The following is an 18,214-nucleotide window of genomic DNA, read 5'->3' as shown; positions in this document are numbered from 1 at the left end:
TTGGCGGCCCGGCCCCGGTTCACGAGCCGGGCGACCGTCCTCGTCCTGGTGCTCTGCTCGCTGGTGGCGATCCTCGCCTACCCGACGCGGCAGTTCATCTCCCAGCGCGCCGAGATCTCCGCCCAGCGGGCGAAGGCCGACCACGTGCGCCAGCAGGTCGACCAGCTGCGCCGGGAGAAGGCCCGCTGGCAGGACCCGGAGTACGTCAAGGCGCAGGCCCGCGCCCGGCTGCACTACGCGGTGCCGGGGGAGACCCCGTACATCGCGGTGGACCCGGCCGGCCAGGCCGCCCGACCCTCCGAGCCCGCCGCCCCCGCCTCCTCCGGCAGTTCGGCGAAGGCCGCCAAACCCTGGTACACCAGCATCTGGGACTCGGTGGACGCCGCCGACTCCGCCGCGGCGGCCCCCGCCGCCCCCCTTCCGCTCCCACCGTCCTCCGTTGGAGACACCTCCCCCCATGACCACTGAGAACCACCCCACCGTCTCCGACGCCGACGTCGCGGCCATCGCCGCCCAGCTCGGCCGGGTGCCGCGCGGCCTGCGCGGCGTCGCGCACCGCTGCCCCTGCGGCAACCCGGACGTCGTGGAGACGGCCCCCCGTCTGCCGGACGGCACGCCGTTCCCCACGCTCTACTACCTGACCTGCCCCAAGGCCGCCTCGCTGATCGGCACCCTGGAGGCCGAGGGCGTGATGAAGGACCAGACCGCCCGGCTCGCCGAGGACCCGGAGCTGGCCGCGGCCTACCAGAAGGCGCACGAGGACTACATCGCCCGGCGCGACGCGATCGAGGTGCTGGAGGGCTTCCCGAGCGCCGGCGGCATGCCGGACCGGGTGAAGTGCCTGCACGTGCTGGTCGGCCACTCGCTGGCGGCGGGCGAGGGCGTCAACCCGCTCGGCGACGAGGCGATCGGCATGCTGGAGGACTGGTGGGCCAAGGGCCCGTGCGTCTCCCCGGCCGAGGTCGAGGCCGCCGGTGAGCGGGTCGCCCGCAACCGCGCCAAGGAGCAGGACCACGAGGCGGTGATCGCCGCGAAGCGGCAGAAGACCGCCGAGCGCGCCGCGAAGAAGCTCGCCGCCGAGGATGCCGAGGATGCCGAGGACGCCTCGGACGCCCCGGCGGAGCAGGGCGGGGAGCGGGAGTCCGAGTGAGCATGACCCGCGTGGCCGCGATCGACTGCGGCACCAACTCGATCCGCCTGCTGGTCGCCGACCTGGACCCGGAGACCGGGGAGATCACCGACCTCGACCGCCGGATGATCGTCAACCGGCTGGGCCAGGGCGTGGACCAGACCGGCCGGCTGCACCCGGACGCGCTGGCCCGTACCTTCGCGGCCTGCCGGGAGTACCAGGAGATCATCTCCGGCTTCGGCGTCGGCCCCGAGCGGGTCCGCTTCGTCGCCACCAGTGCCTCCCGGGACGCCGAGAACAGCGACGAGTACGTCAAGGGCGTGCGGGACGTCCTGGGCGTCGAGCCCGAGGTGGTGAGCGGCGAGGAGGAGGCGCACCTGTCCTTCGTGGGCGCCACCAAGGAGCTGGCCGGCGGTCAGTTCCCCGGCCCGTACCTGGTGTTCGACCTCGGCGGCGGCTCCACCGAGTTCGTGCTCGGCACGGACGACGTGCTGGCGGCACGCTCGGTGAACATCGGCTGCGTGCGGCTCACCGAGCGCTACTTCGGTGACGCCGAGCTGCCCTCCGAGGAGCAGGTCGCGGCCGCCCGGGCGCACGTGCGGGCCGAGCTGGACCGGGCCGAGGAGGTCGTCCCGCTGACCGGTGCGGCCACCCTGGTGGGCCTGGCCGGGACGGTCACCACGGTGTCCGCGATCGCCCAGGACCTGCCCGGCTACGACTCGGCGGCGATCCACCACTCGCGGATCAGCCGGGAGCGGGTCGCCGGGATCGCCCGCGAGCTGCTGGCGGCCACCCACGCCGAGCGCGCGGCCATCCCGTCGATGCACCCGGGCCGGGTGGACGTGATCGCGGCCGGGGCGCTGGAGCTGCTGGAGATCATGGAGCGCACCGGCGCCGCCGAACTGGTCGTCAGCGAGCACGACATCCTGGACGGCATCGCCTGGGGTATTGCCTCCTGACCCCGGTCAGGGCTTACCCGAACCGGCCCCGGCACCCCTTTCGGGGGGTCGGGGCCGGGGCGCACCCGGGGGCGTGCGGGAAAGTTCGTGAATTTCTTCACATGGCGATACGGTCATTCGTCGTACTGGCTGGCCCGCTACGTCCGAAATGTGGGACCGAAGGCCCGGTGGCCGGGTGGCCCATGGGATCGCAGGTCAGGCCTCGTTCGAGGTTTGAAAATCGAATACACGCGCGGGAACCCGGGCGCTGTGCGGATCGTTGCTGCTCAGACCGGGGGTACTCCGGCGCGTGTTCGCGCGGCTGCGCGCGGGGGTGTCGGCACCCGCGCCGGGCCCGATTTTGTGGCCGCGCAGTGTAGCACGGGGGGTCCGTCAACTTGTGACTGGGCTCACGAAGGCTGCTCCGGACGGTGCTGGATACTTTCGGATATGAGCACCACGGAGCGTCCTCGCATCCTCATTGTCGGCGGTGGTTACGTCGGCCTGTATGCCGCGATGCGCATCCTCAAGAAGATGCGTTACGGCGAAGCGACCGTCACGGTCGTTGACCCGCGGTCGTACATGACGTACCTGCCCTTCCTCCCCGAGGCGGCCGGCGGCAGTGTCGCGCCTCGCAACCTCATCGCGCCGCTGCGCAGCACCCTCAAGAAGGCGGAGGTGCTGACCGGGTCCGTCACTGGCGTCGACCACGACCGGAAGGTCGCCACCATCCAGCCGGCGGCCGGTGACAGCTACGAGCTGCCCTTCGACTACCTGGTCGTCGCGACCGGCTCGGTCTCCCGCACCTTCCCGATCCCGGGTCTGGCGGAGAACGGCCTGGGCATGAAGACGGTCGAGGAGGCCATCGGCCTCCGCAACCACGTCATGGCCCAGCTCGACAAGGCCGAGTCCACCACGGACGAGGCGATCCGTCGCAAGGCCCTGACCTTCGTGGTGATCGGTGGCGGCTTCGCCGGCATCGAGACCGTCGCCGAGGTCGAGGACATGGCCCGCGACGCGGCCAAGCTGTACAAGACCGTCAGCCGCGACGACATGCGCTTCGTCGTCGTCGAGGCGGCCAACCGCATCCTCCCCGAGATGGGCCCGGACCTCGGTCTGTGGACCAAGGAGAAGCTTGAGGAGCGGAACATCGAGGTCTACATCGAGACCTCGATGGACTCCTGCATCGACGGCCACGTCATGCTGAAGAACGGCATGGAGATGGACGCCTCCACCATCGTGTGGACGGCCGGCGTGAAGCCGAACCCGGTGCTGGCCAACTTCGGCCTGCCGCTGGGCCCGCGCGGCCACGTCGACACCGCGCCGACCCTCCAGGTCCAGGGCTTCGACTACGTCTGGTCCGCCGGCGACAACGCCCAGGTGCCGGACCTCGCCGCCGGCGAGGGCGCCTGGTGCCCGCCGAACGCCCAGCACGCCAGCCGTCAGGCCGTCGTCCTCGGCGACAACGTGATCTCCGGCATGCGCGGCTTCCCGCAGAAGGAGTACAAGCACAAGAACCTCGGTGCGGTTGCCGGTCTCGGCCTGCACAAGGGCGTGGCGATCCTCTTCGGCAAGTTCAAGCTGAAGGGCCGTCCGGCCTGGTGGTTCCACCGCCTGTACCACGGTGCGATGGTGCCGACCTTCAACCGCAAGGTCCGCGTCTTCACCGACTGGACGCTCGCGATGTTCCTCAAGCGCGAGATGGTCGGCCTCGCCCAGATGGAGAAGCCGCAGCTGCCGATCCAGGAGGTCACTCCGCCCACCAAGCCCGTCGAGGCCGCCAAGCCGGCCGACGACAAGGCCCTCGCCAGCAAGTAAGCGACTGAGACCCCGGTGTGGGAGCACCGGGGTATGAGTCGGAGGCTCTCCGCCCGGCAGCGTTGCCGGACCACGACCTCCGTGGTGCTCAGCCGGCCGTGCGACCGGGCGGAGTACAGAAGTGGGAAGGTCCCCCGCCGGAATCCCGGCGGGGGACCTTCCTCGTTCCGGCGACCGGTCAGTCGGTCTTGATGCTCGACAGGATGTCCAGCTTGGACGCCCGGCGGGCCGGCCAGATCGCGGCCACCAGGCCGACCACCCCGGCCAGCGCCAGGAACAGCGCCAGCTGGCCGTACGGCAGGACGGTGGTCAGGCCGGCGAGGCTGGACTTCAGGGTGCCGTTGGCCGCCCAGGCGATGAAGCAGCCCAGCAGGATGCCGATGCCGGCGCCGAACAGCGAGATCACCACGGACTCCAGACGGACCATCCGCTTGATGCCGCCGCGGTCCAGGCCGATCGCCCGCAGCATCCCGATCTCGCGCTTGCGCTCGAAGACCGACATCGCCAGCGTGTTGACCACGCCCAGGATCGCGATCAGGACCGCCATCCCCAGCAGGCCGTACATCAGGTTCAGCGCGAAGGTGATGGTCTGGCTGAAGCCGTCGCGGACCTCCTGCCGGGACTTCACCTCGATCACCGGGTTGGCCCCGGTGGCGTCCTTGATCGACTGCTTGAGCGCGGCGGTGGCGCCGTCCTTGCCCTTGACCAGGACGTCCGAGATGTACGGCTTCGGCTCGTGCTTGGCGATCTCGCTGTTCGCCAACAGGACCGGGCCGAGCATGCCGCCCTTCTGGTAGACGCCGCCGACCGTGATCTTGCCGGTGGACTCGTCCGGGTAGGTGACTGCCATCGTCGAACCGGTGGTGACACCGAACTTCTTGGCGACGTCCTCGTCCACCAGCAGCTGGCCCTGGCCGAGTGCGGCGGTGGAGCCGCTGGTCAGCGTGACCTCGGCGAGCTTCTCGAAGCTCGCCGGGTCCACCCCGCTGATCGACTTGCTGGTGCCGTCGAGCTTCCAGTAGGCGGCGATCAGCGGCGAGGAGGCGGCCACCCCGGGCGCCTTGGCGATCTGCGCGGGCACCTGCTCGGAGAGGCTCATGCTGTTGGCGGCCGAGACGATGTAGTCGGCCTTCATCGAGCTGGTGACGGCCCGGTCGACGGTGTCCGTCACCGAGGCGCCGATCACGGTGATGCCGGTGACCAGGGTCAGGCCGATGGTGAGCGCGGCGGCGGTGGCGGCCGTCCGGCGCGGGTTGCGCACCGCGTTCTGCTGGGCGAGCTTGCCCGGGGTGCCGCCGAGCCCGCGCAGCAGCGGGCCGACCAGCGCGACCACCGGACGGGAGAGCAGCGGCAGCAGGACGAACACGCCGATGACGGCCAGGAACGCGCCCGCGGCGACCGGCATCCGGCCGGTGCTGTCACCGGTGGAGGCGCCGTAGCCGATCAGGGCCAGACCGCCGGCGGCGAGCAGGGAGCCGATCGTGTTGCGGACCACCAGGCTCTTCTGGGAGACCGGCTGGTCACCGCTGCTCATCGCGGCCACCGGGGCGATCCGGGAGGCGCGCAGGGCGGGCAGCAGGGCCGACAGCACCGTCACCACGACGCCGACCAACAGGGTCACCAGGACGGTCATCGGCTTGATCACCAGGGAGGCGCTCGGCATGTTCTCGTTGAGGCTGCCGATCAGGGACTGCATCCCGGCGCCGATCCCGACGCCGGCCAGCAGGCCGACCGCCGCCGAGACGGTGCCGATCGCCAGGGCCTCGATCAGCACCGAGCGGGTGACCTGCCGACGGCTGGCGCCGATGGCGCGCAGCAGGGCCAGCTCCTTGGTGCGCTGGGCGACCAGCATGCTGAAGGTGTTGGCGATGATGAAGATGCCGACGAAGAGCGAGATGCAGGCGAAGGCCAGCAGCATGGTGCGCATGCTGTCGGTGCCCTTGGAGATCATCTCCTGCTCGTCGGCCTGGAGCTTGGCACCGGTCTCGACGTCGAACCGGTTGCCGGACGGCACCTTGGGCTCGGCCTCGGCGAGCAGCGCGTCCTGGCTGGTGCCGGGCTTGGCGGTGAGCACGACGCTGCTGTACCGGCCCGGCTCCAGGAGCAGCTGCTGGGCGGTGGCCCTGTCGAACAGGGTGAGGGTGCCGCCGGTGTTCACCACCGGGTCGTCGGTGGTGAAGACGCCGGTGAGCTTCGCCTCGACCACCGGGCCGTTGGCGGCGACCCGGACGGTGTCGCCGACCTTGTAGCCGGCCTTGTCGGCGGTCTTGCGGTCGAGCGCGACCTCCTGGGGGCTCTTGGGGCCCTGGCCCTCGACCATCGGGTAGCGCGGGTCCTTGCCGTCCTGGCCCGGCGCGAAGTTGGCACCCTTGGCGGCCCAGAACTGGCCGATCAGCTCGCCCTTGCGGTCCGCGACGCCGGTGAAGCCGCTCACCACGCCGCGGGCACTGGCGGTGCCCGGCAGGGCGGCCAGCTGCTGGACGGTGGCGTCGGTGAGCGTGGCGGAGCCGCCCTCGCTCTTCTCCTTGGCGCTGACACCGGCGCCGGCCGCGCGGTCGACGACCTGGACCGAGACGTCCGAGTAGCTCTTGGAGTTGCTGTCCCGCATGGCCTTGCCGAAGGTGTCGGAGAAGACCATGGTGCCCGCCACGAAGGCGGTGCCGAGCATGACGGCCAGTGCCGTCATCAACAGACGGCCCTTGTGGGCCAGCACGTTGCGCAGTGCGGTGCGATACATGGGGAGTCCTGGGGAGGAGGTCTGGGCGGGCGGCGGCTGCCGGGGTGTCAGCTGGTGCGGCCCTTGGCGTCGAAGCGGCGCATGCGGTCCAGGACGGTGTCGGCGGTGGGGTGGTGGAGCTCGTCGACGATGCGGCCGTCGGCCAGGAAGACCACGCGGTCGGCGTAGGAGGCGGCGACCGGGTCGTGGGTGACCATGACGACGGTCTGGCCGAGTTCGCGCACCGAGTTGCGCAGGAAGGAGAGGATCTCGGCGCCGGAGCGGGAGTCGAGGTTGCCGGTGGGCTCGTCGGCGAAGATGATGTCCGGCTTGCCGGCCAGGGCGCGGGCGCAGGCGACGCGCTGCTGCTGGCCGCCGGAGAGCTGCGACGGGCGGTGGCTGAGCCGGCCGGAGAGGCCCACGGTGTCGACCACGCGGTCCAGCCAGGCCTTGTCGACCTTGCGGCCGGCGATGTCCATGGGGAGGGTGATGTTCTCCAGGGCCGTCAGGGTCGGCAGCAGGTTGAAGGCCTGGAAGATGAAGCCGATGTGGTCGCGGCGCAGCTGGGTGAGCTGCTTGTCCTTGAGCCCGACGAGTTCGGTGTCCCCGATGGTGGAGGAGCCGGAGCTGACGGTGTCGAGGCCGGCCATGCAGTGCATCAGGGTCGACTTGCCGGAGCCGGAGGGGCCCATGATCGCGGTGAACTCGCCCTGGGGGAAGACGACGCTGACGTTGTCGAGGGCGACGACGCGGGTCTCGCCCTCCCCGTAGACCTTGTTCAGGCCGGTGGCGCGGGCGGCCGCCAGGCCGGTGTGGACGGCGGCTGCGGTCGGCGTGGTCACGGGGTACTCCTAGGGCTCGCGGACTTGTACCTCCATGCTCCGCGACGTGATCATGGTCTTGCGTCGCTCCGCCGGACGGTTGGCCGTACCACCGCTGGGCGTACGGGAGGGGTGTACCCCTCCTCCTGCGGTATGACGTGAACCCTGAGGCAGTGGGATGGCCGGAACGGATATCCTTCGTGGCCGAATTCCGGACAGATCGTCAGATGGCAAGGAAACATGACAACTTCCGGGGCGGGGAACATGCGAAAGGGTGAGTCGGGCGACTAGGCTCAGGGTGGTTTCGCAGACGCCCGGATGGTGGAACGCAGACACGGGCAGCTTAAAACTGCTTGGCCGCGAGGCCGTGCCGGTTCGAGTCCGGCTCCGGGCACCGATCTCCCGGCGGGGGCGCACGGCGTCCCCGCCGGACGCCGTTCACCGGATCCTCCTCGCGGCGTATCCCGGAATTTTTGCCAAGCCATTACCCTTGTGCCCATGGGCGGTGCAGTGCCGCCACGGAGGGAATGAGCAATGAGAAGCAGCAACCCGGTCTTCTCGCGGGAGGGGTCCTTCACCCGCGACGCCGGCTACGCGGGGTTCGGCACCGCCCCGCAGGCCGGGAGCCCGTACGGTCAGCAGCCGTACGGCCAGAACCCCTACGCGGGCACGCAGTACGCCCAGCAGCCGCAGGGCCAGGCCCCGCTGACCGACGAGCAGCTGTACCAGATGTACAACGGGCCGTCGGCCGGCCCGGCGGCCACCGGGCGGATGACGCTGGACGACGTGGTCGCCCGCACCGCCATGACGCTGCTGACGCTCGTCGCGGCCGGCGCCCTGGCGTGGTTCACACTGCCGTTCGAGAACTTCGGCTTCGCGATCGGCGCCAGCCTGGTGGCCATGGTCGTCGGCCTGGTGATCTCCTTCAAGCAGAGCGTCAGCCCGCCGCTGATCCTCACCTACGCGGCCCTCCAGGGCTTCGCGATGGGCGCGATCTCGCACGCCTTCAACACCATGCTGAACGGCATCGTGATCCAGGCGGTGCTGGGCACGGCGGCGGTCTTCGCGGGCATGCTGTTCGCGTACAAGAGCGGCAAGATCCGGGTCACCGCGCGCTACCAGCGGATCGGCATCGCGGTCGCCCTGGGCTTCGTGCTGCTGATGCTGGTCAACATGGTCGCGACGGCCTTCGGCGCCGACATGGGGCTGCGCTCCGGCCCGCTGGGCATCGTGGTCGGCCTGATCGGCATCGGCCTGGGCGCCTTCTTCCTCTCGCTGGACTTCCACGAGATCGAGACGGCCATCGCCCAGGGCGCGCCGCAGCGCGAGTCGTGGCGGGCCGCCTTCGGGCTGACCCTGTCGCTGGTCTGGATCTACATGGAGATGCTGCGACTGATCGCGATCCTGCGCGGCGACGACTGACCGCCCCCGTCGTGAACCACTGCCGCCGGGCCCCGGAGCACTCGCTCCGGGGCCCGGCGGCTTTTCGCTTACGCTCCTATCCATGCATGACGTAGAGCCCCTGGTCGAAGCCGTCGACAACCTGGCGGATCGTTTCCGCTCGCTGCCCCAGAGCAAGCTGCTGGGCGCCGTGCCCGGGTACGCCTCGCGGGCGGCGGCCGCGCTGGAGCTGGCCCGGCGGCTGGCCCGGCTGGCGCTGGCGGCGGAGGACGGGCCGCGGCGGGAGCTCCCGGACGCCGGGGCCTTCGCGGTGGGCGACCAGCTGGCCGTCGCCGGGCACGACCTGGCGGCCGCGCTGGCGGCGCTGCCGCAGGACGCGCGGGTGGCCCGGCCGGACGGGCCGGTGGCGGCGGCCGAACTGCTGGCTGAGGCGCTGGAGGCCGTCCGGGAGACGGCGACGCTCTGCCGCTGAGTTCTTACGGGCGCACGCGGATACGCCGAAGGCCGGCCGGGTCGGTAACCCCTGGACCCGGCCGGCCTTCGGCCTGCTGCTGCGGTGATCCGGTGTCAGATGCTGGCGACCACCCGGTCGGCGAGCACGTAGACGGCCTCCTCGTCGGTGGAGAAGGTCAGCGAGTACGAGCCGGAGAAGCGCGAGCCGCCGAGCAGCCGGACGTGCTCACCGGCGCGGACGGCGTCGATCAGCCGGTAGGCGGCCTCCCGGTCGCCCGGGGCCACGCAGAGCGTGGTGCCGTCGGCGAAGGCGTACACGTCCAGGGTGCCCAGCGGGCCCGGGCGGACGTCGATCAGGGCGACGGAGTCCTCGGCGAGGGCGGCCAGCCGGCTGTCGGTCCACTCCCGGGACGGCGTCTGGCTGGGCACGAAGTCGGGGTGCGAGGGGTGGCGGCGCGGGTCGGGCGCGGCGACCGGGGCCTCCTCGACGGTCGGGTCGGCGTCCAGCAGCCCGGCCTCCAGGCCGGTGGCCAGCAGGTCGGCCTCACGGCGGGCCCGGGCGTCCTTGGTCTCGCCGACCGGGTGGCCGGGGCGCAGCGGCACGCCGCCCTCGGTGCCGGGCTCGGTCGGGGCGGAGCCGCCCTCGTTGATCAGGTCCTCCAGCGCGGAGCGCAGCGCCTCGCCGAACTCCGGGTCCATCGTCCCGGCGTTGTCGGCGGCGTCCTGAGGGCCGGTGGGGCGGGGGAAGAAGAGCGGCCACTCGTCGGTTCCGGAGAACGCGCCGGTGAACGGCGAGTCGAGCAGCGGTGCGTCCTCGGCCGCGCGGGCCTCCTGCTCGGCCCAGAACGCCCGGGCCTCGGTGATCTCCCGCTCGCGGTCGGCGGCGAGCGCCTCGGTGACGGCCCGGCGTATCGCGTCCTCGTCCACTGGGACGGGCACGGCCTGGGCCGCGGCCTGCGCGTCCAGCCGGCGTGAGAGTCCACGGAGGTGGAGCAGCACGGCGGTCGACACGGTGATCAGGAGCAGCAGCAGGATGGTGTAGACGGCGCTCACGGAACGTACTCCTAGCGAGGAGCGGAACGGGGTTACGTGTCCACACTGCCGCATCTGGGGCTGTTACCGCAGTGGCGAATGTCCAATTCCTCCGGGACTTTCGCTCTTGTCCCCAAATTGTTAGGTAACACCGTTCTACGCAGTGGAGTTGATCCGCTCCGCAGTGTCGATTTCCGGGCCGAAAACGAAAGAATTGAGGGCCGGATCGGCCTCGCGGTGTGATCCGGCCCTCAATTACGCAGCGTCACTCCAAACGGGTGGTCCAGACCCTTCGGAGGGCGCGTGGAGGTCAGCTGAGGCGCTCGATGACCATCGCCATCCCCTGGCCGCCGCCGACGCACATGGTCTCCAGGCCGAACTGCTTGTCGTGCCACTGGAGGGAGTTGATCAGCGTGGTGGTGATCCGGGCGCCGGTCATGCCGAAGGGGTGGCCGACGGCGATCGCGCCGCCGTTGACGTTGAGCTTGTCCAGGTCGACGCCGAGGTCCCGGTAGGAGGGGATCACCTGGGCGGCGAAGGCCTCGTTGATCTCGACCAGGTCGATGTCGTCGATGGTCAGGCCGGCCCGCCGGAGCGCCTGCTGGGAGGCCTCGACCGGGCCGTAGCCCATGATCTCGGGGGAGAGCGCGCTGACGCCGGTGGAGACCACCCGGGCGAGCGGGGTGATGCCGAGCTCGCGGGCCTTGGTGTCGGACATGATCACCAGCGCGGCGGCGCCATCGTTCAGCGGGCAGCAGTTACCGGCGGTAACGGTGCCGTCGGGGCGGAACACCGGCTTCAGACCGGACACGCCCTCCAGGGTGACGCCGGCGCGCGGGCCGTCGTCGGCGCTGACCACGGTGCCGTCCGGGAGCGTCACCGGGGTGATCTCGCGCTCCCAGAAGCCGGCCTTGATGGCGGCCTCGGCCAGGTTCTGCGAGCGGACGCCGAACGCGTCCTGCTCGGCGCGGGTGATGCCCTTGAGCGCGGCCAGGTTCTCGGCGGTCTGGCCCATCGCGATGTAGGCGTCGGGCAGCAGCCCGTCCTCGCGCGGGTCGTGCCACTCCCCGCCGCCCTGCTCGGCGCGCTGCTTCGTGCGGTCCTGGGCCTCGTCGAAGATCGGGTTCATGGTGCCCGGCAGGCCGTCCGAGGTGCCGTTGACGCTGCGCGAGACCGTCTCCACGCCGGCCGAGATGAAGACGTCGCCCTCGCCCGCCTTGATCGCGTGCAGCGCCATCCGCGTGGTCTGGAGCGAGGAGGAGCAGTAGCGGGTGATGGTGGCGCCGGGCAGGTAGTCCATGCCCATCTGGACGGCCACGATGCGGGCCAGGTTGTGGCCCTGCTCGCCGCCGGGCAGGCCGCAGCCGAGCATCAGGTCGTCGATCTGGCGCGGGTCCAGCTGCGGGACCTTGGCCAGGGCCGCCTGGATGATGTGGGCGGTCAGGTCGTCCGGGCGGACGTCCTTGAGCGAGCCCTTGAAGGCCCGGCCGATCGGCGAACGGGCGGCGCTGACGATGACGGCTTCGGGCATGGCGGGCTCCTCGCTGGGTGACGGCGGACCTGGCGTCCGGGAGGAAAGTTACCGCCTGGTAGATCAGGCGTCACCGGCACCAGCGTGTGAGCTGGCCGACGTATTCCCGGAGGCCCGGCCTGGGTGCGCACCGGTCTCCTTCCCGTGCTCCGGACCGGGCAGGCCGATCCGCAGCCGGTGGCGCAACTGGGCCCAGCGGCGGCTCGCGCCCTCCGCCGGGACGGCCGCCACCTCGGTGCCCTCCCGCCCGGCCGCCGCGGCGGCGGCCACCGCCACCGGCAGCACCGCGCTGCCCGGGACGGTGGTGGTCGGGCGCTCCTCCTCGGGCCACAGGTCGAGCGCGGCGCAGACCGAGGGCAGCACGGCCATCGCGGCGGTCGCGTAGCCCTGGGCGGAGGGGTGGTAGCGGTCGGCGGCGAACATCTCCGGGCGCGCGGCGAACTCCGGGCCCAGCAGCGAGCCCAGTGAGACCGTCCGGCCGCCCGCCTCCACCACCGCGATGGTCTGCGCGGCGGCCAGCTGCCGGCTCAGCCGCCGGGCCACCCAGCGCAGCGGCGGGTGCACCGGCTTGATCGTCCCGAGGTCCGGGCAGGTGCCCACGACCACTTCGCAGCCGTTGGCGCGCAGGGCCGCGACGGCCTCGCCGAGCTGGCGGACGGCCAGCTGGGCCGGGCTGTGCCTGGTCACGTCGTTGGCGCCGACCATGATCACCGCGATGTCCGGGTGGTGCGGCAGGGCCTGCTCCAGCTGGCCGGAGAGGTCGGCGGAGCGGCCGCCGGTGCGGGCCACGGTGACCAGCCGGACCGGGCGCTCGGCCACCGAGGCGAGGCCGGCGGCGAGCAGGGCGCCCGGGGTCTCGCCGGCCCGGGCCACCCCGAGGCCGGCGCCGGTGGAGTCGCCGAGGACGGCCAGCACCAGCGGGGCCGGCGGGTCGGCGGAGCGGTCGGCGAAGGCCTCGCCGTAGACGCCGTCGGCCCTGGGCGGGAGCGTCTCCAGCACGCCGATGGCCTGGACGGCGAGCTTGCTCTCGGTCAGCAGCACGCCGACCAGGCCCACCCCGAGCAGGCCGAGGCCACCGCCGCCGTACGCCGCCGCGGTGGCGATCCGACGGGCCACCCGGGCCCGCGAGTCCTGCGCCCCTGGCATCCGGTGCCCCCTTCGCGTGCTCCTGCCGGCCCTGCGGGGCCGTACACCTCCTCCTACCCGCGTGGAGGGGCGGAGTACCGGCGGGGGTGGGCCATTGGGGAGGGAGAGGGCGAGCGGGGATGCGGCGGGGGAGGTGAGGAGGGGGTGCAAGAAGGGGGTCGCGGGGCGGGTGGCACGCCCTACGCTTTGCAGTACCGAAGAAATCGAAGCACTCGCAGGCCCACAGACCGGGAGGACCCCCGTGCGGTACCACAACTCGATCATCGACCTGGTCGGCAACACGCCGCTGGTCAAGCTGAACAAGGTCACCGAGGGCATCAGCGCGACAGTGCTGGCGAAGGTCGAGTACTTCAACCCCGGCGGTTCGGTCAAGGACCGCATCGCGATGCGCATGATCGAGGCCGCCGAGGCCTCGGGCGCCCTCAAGCCCGGCGGCACCATCGTCGAGCCGACCTCCGGCAACACCGGCGTCGGCCTGGCGATCGTGGCCCAGCAGAAGGGCTACAAGTGCATCTTCGTCTGCCCGGACAAGGTCTCCACCGACAAGATCAACACCCTGCGCGCGTACGGCGCCGAGGTGGTCGTCTGCCCGACCGCCGTCGCCCCGGAGCACCCGGACTCGTACTACAACGTCTCCGACCGGCTCGTCCGGGAGACCCCGAACGCCTGGAAGCCGGACCAGTACTCCAACCCGGACAACCCGGCCTCGCACTACCACTCCACCGGCCCGGAGCTGTGGGAGCAGACCGAGGGGAAGATCACCCACTTCGTGGCGGGCGTCGGCACCGGCGGCACCATCTCCGGCACCGGCAACTACCTGAAGGAGGTCTCCGGCGGCAAGGTCAAGGTGATCGGCGCCGACCCGGAGGGCTCGGTCTACTCGGGCGGCACCGGCCGGCCGTACCTGGTCGAGGGCGTCGGTGAGGACTTCTGGCCGACCGCCTACGACCGCAACGTCGCGGACGGGATCGTCGCCGTCTCCGACAAGGACTCGTTCCAGATGACCCGCCGCCTGGCCAAGGAGGAGGGTCTGCTGGTCGGCGGCTCCTGCGGCATGGCCGTGGTGGCCGCGCTGGAGGTGGCCCGCGAGCTCGGGCCGGACGACGTCGTCGTGGTGCTGCTGCCGGACGGCGGCCGCGGCTACCTGTCGAAGATCTTCAACGACGACTGGATGGCCGACTACGGCTTCCTGCCCTCCGCCACCGACGAGGCGCACATCGGCGAGGTGCTGGCCCGCAAGGAGTCCATCGCGCAGGGCGGCGTCCCGCAGTTCGTCCACATGCACCCGAACGAGACCGTCGCCGAGGCGGTCCGGGTGCTGCGCGAGTACGGCGTCTCGCAGATGCCGGTGGTCTCCCCGGGCGCCGGCCACCCGGACATCATGGCCGGCGAGGTGATCGGCTCGGTGGTGGAGAAGCTGCTGCTGGAGGGCATCTTCGCCAAGGACATCGAGCTGACCGACACGCTGGACAAGGTGATGTCCAAGCCGCTGCCGGTGGTCGGCGCGGGCGAGACCGTCACCAACCTGATGACCGTGCTGGAGAAGGCCGACGCGGCCGTCGTGCTGGTCGAGGGCAAGCCGCAGGGCATCGTCACCCGCCAGGACCTGCTGGGCTTCCTGACCGGCCGCGGCCAGCACTGACGCGACGGCGCCGCCACCGCGGGGACGGACGCGGAGGATCCGCCCCCGGGAAGTGGAACACCGGCGTCACCCGCCCGCAGCACGCGCTTAACAAGGCTCGGGCATCGTGGTGGCCAACGGCAGGACGCCGAGTGAGGCGACGGCAACCGTCCGGGAGCGGCTCCCCGGCGGCGGCCGTCGGCTCCGCGCCACACGGCGCGAGTCCCCGCGGCTCCCGGGTGGGGGAGCCCTGCGGGGCGACGGTGGGGCCGGTCCTTCTCCGAGGGACCGGCCCCGCGGTTCGCCTCCCTGCGCGCTGGGGGCGCGCGGAAGCGTGCTCCGCGCGGCCGCCCGTGCGCCACGCCGGGCGCGGCCGTCCCGTACGCTCGCACGCATGACCAGCACTGAAACGACCGACCAGGACGCCCCGCGCTACGTCCGGGTCAAGATCGAGCTCATCGCGGAGATCACCGACGAGGGCGCGCTCAAGGCCGCCGCCCTGGAGGCCGTCACCGCGGACGAGTACCTCGACGACGAGGAGCGCGCCCAGTCCGTCGAGGCCATCGAGGTGGACCCGTCGGGTTCGCTCGCCCACTTCATCGACCCCGTCGCGCTGCTCGGCGACGTGCCGGGCGTGGAGCTCGCCTCGGCGACCTGGGAGTCGGCGCAGACCGAGTTCGACCCCGACGACGAGGAGTGGGACGAATACCAGGTGGACGAGTCCGCCGAGTAATGCCCGCCCGCTGAACGCCCGGTCCGCTTCTCGGACCGGGCGTTTTGTCGTCGTTCGTCGGGAAGTTGGGTCATCTCATACGATCGCTTACCCTTCGGTGATGGAACCGTGAACGGGCGGATTGCGTTTCTGTATCCGTAATGCCCGGGATGATCAGCAGGGAGACGCGACGTGACGGCACGGGACGGTCAGGGACGGGCGGCCGCAAGCAACTGGAGTCGGCGCGGGGTCCTCGCGGGACTGATCGGGGCGCCCGTGCTGCTGCTGGCGGCCTGCAACGACAACAGCGCCTCCGGATCCGGCGCCGGTAACGGCTCCGGTGGCGGCGGGAACGGCACCTCGGGCTCCGGCGGGGCGACTCCCGCCCCGAAGACCTCGGCCGCCGTCATCACCGTCACCCCGGCGGACGGCGCCGCCGCCGCGAGCTTCAGCGAGCCCGTCAAGGTCGCCGTCGCCAACGGCACCCTGAGCAGCGTCAAGGTCACCGACACCACCGGCAAGGAGCTGGCCGGCCAGCTCTCCGCCGACGGCACCAGCTGGACCTCGGCCGCCGCCCCCGCCAGCGGCACCAAGTACGCCGTCGCCGCCACCGCCTTCGACAAGGACAAGCTGGAGGCGGACTCCAACGCCGTCTTCACCACGGCGACCCCGGCCAACACCTTCGTCGGCTACTTCACCCCCGAGGACGGCTCGACGGTCGGCGTCGGCATGCCGGTCTCGATCAACTTCAGCAAGCCGATCACCGACCGCAAGACCGTCCAGCAGGCGATCACGGTGATAGCCGAGCCGGGCGTCGAGATCGTCGGTCACTGGTTCTCCAGCACCCGCCTCGACTTCCGGCCGCAGGAGTACTGGGCCAAGGGCACCAAGGTCACCCTCAAGCTCCGGCTCAAGGACGTCGAGGGCGCCAAGGGCGTGTACGGCACCCAGTCCAAGGACGTCAGCTTCACCATCGGCCGCGCCCAGACCAGCGTCGCCGACCTCGCCACCAAGAAGCTCACCGTCACCACCGACGGCCAGGTCAGCGCCGTCTACAAGATCTCCGGCGGCTCGCCCGAACACACCACGTGGGGCGGCAAGATGGTGATCTCCGAGCAGTACACCCAGACCCGGATGAACTCGCAGACCGTCAACCTGGGCAGCGAGTACGACATCGCGGACGTGCCGCACGCCCAGCGCCTCAGCACCTCGGGCACCTTCATCCACGGCAACTACTGGTCCTCGTCGTCGATCTTCGGCGGCCAGAACACCAGCCACGGCTGCATCGGCCTCCAGGACACCAAGGGCGCCCAGGACAGCGGCAGCGACGGCTTCAAGTTCTACAAGTCCTCGATGGTCGGCGACGTGGTCGAGGTCGTGAACTCCGGTGACAAGACGGTCGCCCCGGACAACGGCCTGAACGGCTGGAACATGGGCTGGGCCGCCTGGAAGGCCGGCAGCGCCGTCTGACCCCGCCCGACCTCGGCCGACACTTGATCTGAAAATCTCTTCGGACGGACCGAACCTCGCGGTCCGTCCGAGGAGTAGGACGGGTGTGAAACGCGAGCAGAGACAGCGCCAGGACGCCGAGTTCAGCGCCTTCGTGACCGGCCACGGCCGCCAGCTGCTACGGCTGGCCGAGCTGCTGACCGGCGACCCGGACCGGGCGAAGGACATCGTGCAGTCCGCGCTGGAGCGCGCCTACCTGAACTGGCACCGGATCACCGGCGACGACCCCGGCGCGTACGTCCGCCGGATCGTCGTCAACCAGCACCGCGACTGGTGGCGCCGGCGACGCAACCACGAGCTGCCCACCGACCACACCCCCGACCGGCCGCTCGACGAGGACCTCGCCGAGCGACAGGCCGAACGGGCCCTGCTGCACCAGGCGCTGGGCACCCTCACCCGTCGGGAGCGGACGGTCGTCGTGCTGCGCTACTACGGGGACCTCGCCGAAGCCGCCGTCGCGGACGAACTGGGCATCGCCCAGGGCACGGTGAAGAGCACCCTGCACCGGGCGATGTCGAAGCTGCGCGCACTTCCCCAATTCGCCGACCGCCACGGCGCGTCGGCGGGTTCCACGACGCACATCGAGGTGGCGGCATGAGCTTCGAGCACCGGCTCGGCGAACTGCTCAAGGACGACGACCCGTACGAGGCCGGGCCCGACCCGGTGCCGATCATCGCCTCCGCCCGGCGCCGCCGGGCCAGACGCCGGACGGCGGCCGGGGCGGCCGCGTTCACGGTGGCCCTGGTCTGCGGGGTGACGGCGGTGACGGCCGGCCACGCCCGGTACGTCGGACAGGTCGCGGGCGACGCCGGGGCGGCGATGACCCCCTCGGCGGGGGCGCTCGTGCCCGCCGCCCCGGGGCCCACCCCGACCCCCACGGCCACGCCGACCGGGCTGCCCCTCTCACCGGTGCGGCACGTCGAACCCGGGGAGCGGGTCGAGCCGGTGCCCGGCGTCAGGCTGTCGGTGACCGCGGGCGAGAAGTGCTGGAACCCCATCAACCGGGTGACGGGCGGCTACTCGGGCCAGGCGTGCACCGACATGCACTCCCCGAGCCTGCCGGGCGGCAGGCCCGACCTCTCCATGGAGTTCACCGAGGCGGGCGACCGCATCGTGGTGAACAGCTACTACCTGGGCCCGACCACTCCGACCCGGATCGTGGTCTTCGAGGACGGCCGGCCCACCGTCGCCACCCTGCTGGTCACCGCGGGGATGAAGGACTGGGTCGCCTACTACGCCGTCCTGCCGCCGAACTCGTCCCGGGCGGTGCCGTACCGGGCCGCCCCCGCCGTCGGGGCGTACGACGCCGACGGCAGGCTGCTGGCCAAGTACGTCGGCCACACGGCGGACGGCGGCAAGGAGCAGCCGCCCGCCGTGTTCTGAGCCG

Annotated in this window: 16 protein-coding genes and 1 tRNA gene; 12 read left to right on the top strand and 5 right to left on the bottom strand. The window is 71.5% G+C overall.

Translation table 11 applies throughout. The annotated features are described in order from the left end of the window. The 4 genes from QWJ13_RS22245 to QWJ13_RS22230 all read left to right on the top strand — a co-directional run bounded on the left by QWJ13_RS22245 (position 1) and on the right by QWJ13_RS22230 (position 3,885). Complete coding sequence (locus QWJ13_RS22245; RefSeq protein WP_316526573.1) at positions 1 to 468, top strand: FtsB family cell division protein; 468 nt, start codon at positions 1 to 3, stop codon at positions 466 to 468. Then, positions 440 to 1,150, top strand: coding sequence for a DUF501 domain-containing protein (locus QWJ13_RS22240; RefSeq protein ID WP_316526572.1), 711 nt, complete (start codon positions 440 to 442; stop codon positions 1,148 to 1,150). Before QWJ13_RS22245 ends, QWJ13_RS22240 begins: the two co-directional genes overlap by 29 nt. A gap of 2 nt (positions 1,151 to 1,152) precedes the next feature. Next, a complete protein-coding gene (locus QWJ13_RS22235) occupies positions 1,153 to 2,088 on the top strand; it encodes a Ppx/GppA phosphatase family protein (RefSeq protein WP_316526720.1) in 936 nt (311 codons plus the stop codon). A gap of 429 nt (positions 2,089 to 2,517) precedes the next feature. After that, positions 2,518 to 3,885, top strand: a complete 1,368-nt coding sequence (locus tag QWJ13_RS22230; protein ID WP_316526571.1) for an NAD(P)/FAD-dependent oxidoreductase — start codon at positions 2,518 to 2,520, stop codon at positions 3,883 to 3,885. 178 nt (positions 3,886 to 4,063) lie between these two features. Here QWJ13_RS22230 and QWJ13_RS22225 read toward each other — a convergent pair whose 3' ends face one another. Next, complete coding sequence (locus tag QWJ13_RS22225; protein ID WP_316526570.1) at positions 4,064 to 6,622, bottom strand: ABC transporter permease; 2,559 nt, start codon at positions 6,620 to 6,622, stop codon at positions 4,064 to 4,066. Between the two features lie 47 nt (positions 6,623 to 6,669). Continuing rightward, positions 6,670 to 7,443 carry an ABC transporter ATP-binding protein gene (locus QWJ13_RS22220; RefSeq protein ID WP_316526569.1) on the bottom strand — a complete coding sequence of 258 codons (774 nt, stop codon included), beginning with the start codon at positions 7,441 to 7,443 and terminating at the stop codon, positions 6,670 to 6,672. 291 nt (positions 7,444 to 7,734) lie between these two features. Here QWJ13_RS22220 and QWJ13_RS22215 point away from each other — a divergent pair. The 3 genes from QWJ13_RS22215 to QWJ13_RS22205 all read left to right on the top strand — a co-directional run bounded on the left by QWJ13_RS22215 (position 7,735) and on the right by QWJ13_RS22205 (position 9,295). Next, positions 7,735 to 7,816 (top strand) — tRNA-Leu (locus QWJ13_RS22215). Positions 7,817 to 7,956: 140 nt separating this feature from the next. Beyond that, a complete protein-coding gene (locus tag QWJ13_RS22210) occupies positions 7,957 to 8,844 on the top strand; it encodes a Bax inhibitor-1/YccA family protein (protein ID WP_316526568.1) in 888 nt (295 codons plus the stop codon). An 82-nt stretch (positions 8,845 to 8,926) separates the two neighbouring features. Further along, entirely contained in the window at positions 8,927 to 9,295 is a 369-nt protein-coding gene (locus QWJ13_RS22205) for a hypothetical protein (RefSeq protein ID WP_316526567.1), read from the top strand. 95 nt (positions 9,296 to 9,390) lie between these two features. Here QWJ13_RS22205 and QWJ13_RS22200 read toward each other — a convergent pair whose 3' ends face one another. From QWJ13_RS22200 to QWJ13_RS22190, 3 genes are all read right to left on the bottom strand, one after another. Beyond that, entirely contained in the window at positions 9,391 to 10,329 is a 939-nt protein-coding gene (locus QWJ13_RS22200) for a hypothetical protein (RefSeq protein WP_316526566.1), read from the bottom strand. 289 nt (positions 10,330 to 10,618) lie between these two features. Further along, on the bottom strand, positions 10,619 to 11,839 hold the full coding sequence (locus tag QWJ13_RS22195; protein WP_316526565.1) for an acetyl-CoA C-acetyltransferase: 1,221 nt from the start codon (positions 11,837 to 11,839) through the stop codon (positions 10,619 to 10,621). A 63-nt stretch (positions 11,840 to 11,902) separates the two neighbouring features. After that, positions 11,903 to 12,985: an SGNH/GDSL hydrolase family protein gene (locus QWJ13_RS22190; RefSeq protein ID WP_316526564.1), complete on the bottom strand. Its 1,083-nt coding sequence runs from the start codon at positions 12,983 to 12,985 to the stop codon at positions 11,903 to 11,905. 241 nt (positions 12,986 to 13,226) lie between these two features. On the opposite strand from QWJ13_RS22190, the gene QWJ13_RS22185 reads away from it, so the two are divergent. From QWJ13_RS22185 to QWJ13_RS22165, 5 genes are all read left to right on the top strand, one after another. Then, positions 13,227 to 14,627, top strand: a complete 1,401-nt coding sequence (locus QWJ13_RS22185) for a cystathionine beta-synthase (RefSeq protein WP_316526563.1) — start codon at positions 13,227 to 13,229, stop codon at positions 14,625 to 14,627. Positions 14,628 to 15,000: 373 nt separating this feature from the next. Beyond that, positions 15,001 to 15,339, top strand: coding sequence for a hypothetical protein (locus tag QWJ13_RS22180; protein WP_316526562.1), 339 nt, complete (start codon positions 15,001 to 15,003; stop codon positions 15,337 to 15,339). 171 nt (positions 15,340 to 15,510) lie between these two features. Continuing rightward, positions 15,511 to 16,788, top strand: coding sequence for a L,D-transpeptidase (locus QWJ13_RS22175; RefSeq protein ID WP_316526561.1), 1,278 nt, complete (start codon positions 15,511 to 15,513; stop codon positions 16,786 to 16,788). Between the two features lie 85 nt (positions 16,789 to 16,873). Beyond that, positions 16,874 to 17,425, top strand: a complete 552-nt coding sequence (locus QWJ13_RS22170) for a SigE family RNA polymerase sigma factor (protein ID WP_316526560.1) — start codon at positions 16,874 to 16,876, stop codon at positions 17,423 to 17,425. Further along, positions 17,422 to 18,210 carry a hypothetical protein gene (locus QWJ13_RS22165; RefSeq protein ID WP_316526559.1) on the top strand — a complete coding sequence of 263 codons (789 nt, stop codon included), beginning with the start codon at positions 17,422 to 17,424 and terminating at the stop codon, positions 18,208 to 18,210. The genes QWJ13_RS22170 and QWJ13_RS22165 overlap by 4 nt, the downstream gene beginning before the upstream one ends. Positions 18,211 to 18,214 lie beyond the last annotated feature (4 nt).

The sequence above is a fragment of the Kitasatospora brasiliensis genome (assembly GCF_032654805.1).
Taxonomy (GTDB): Bacteria; Actinomycetota; Actinomycetes; order Streptomycetales; family Streptomycetaceae; genus Kitasatospora; species Kitasatospora brasiliensis.
Note: the sequence above shows the minus strand (reverse complement) of the source record. Positions and strands in the feature narration are given on the sequence as shown.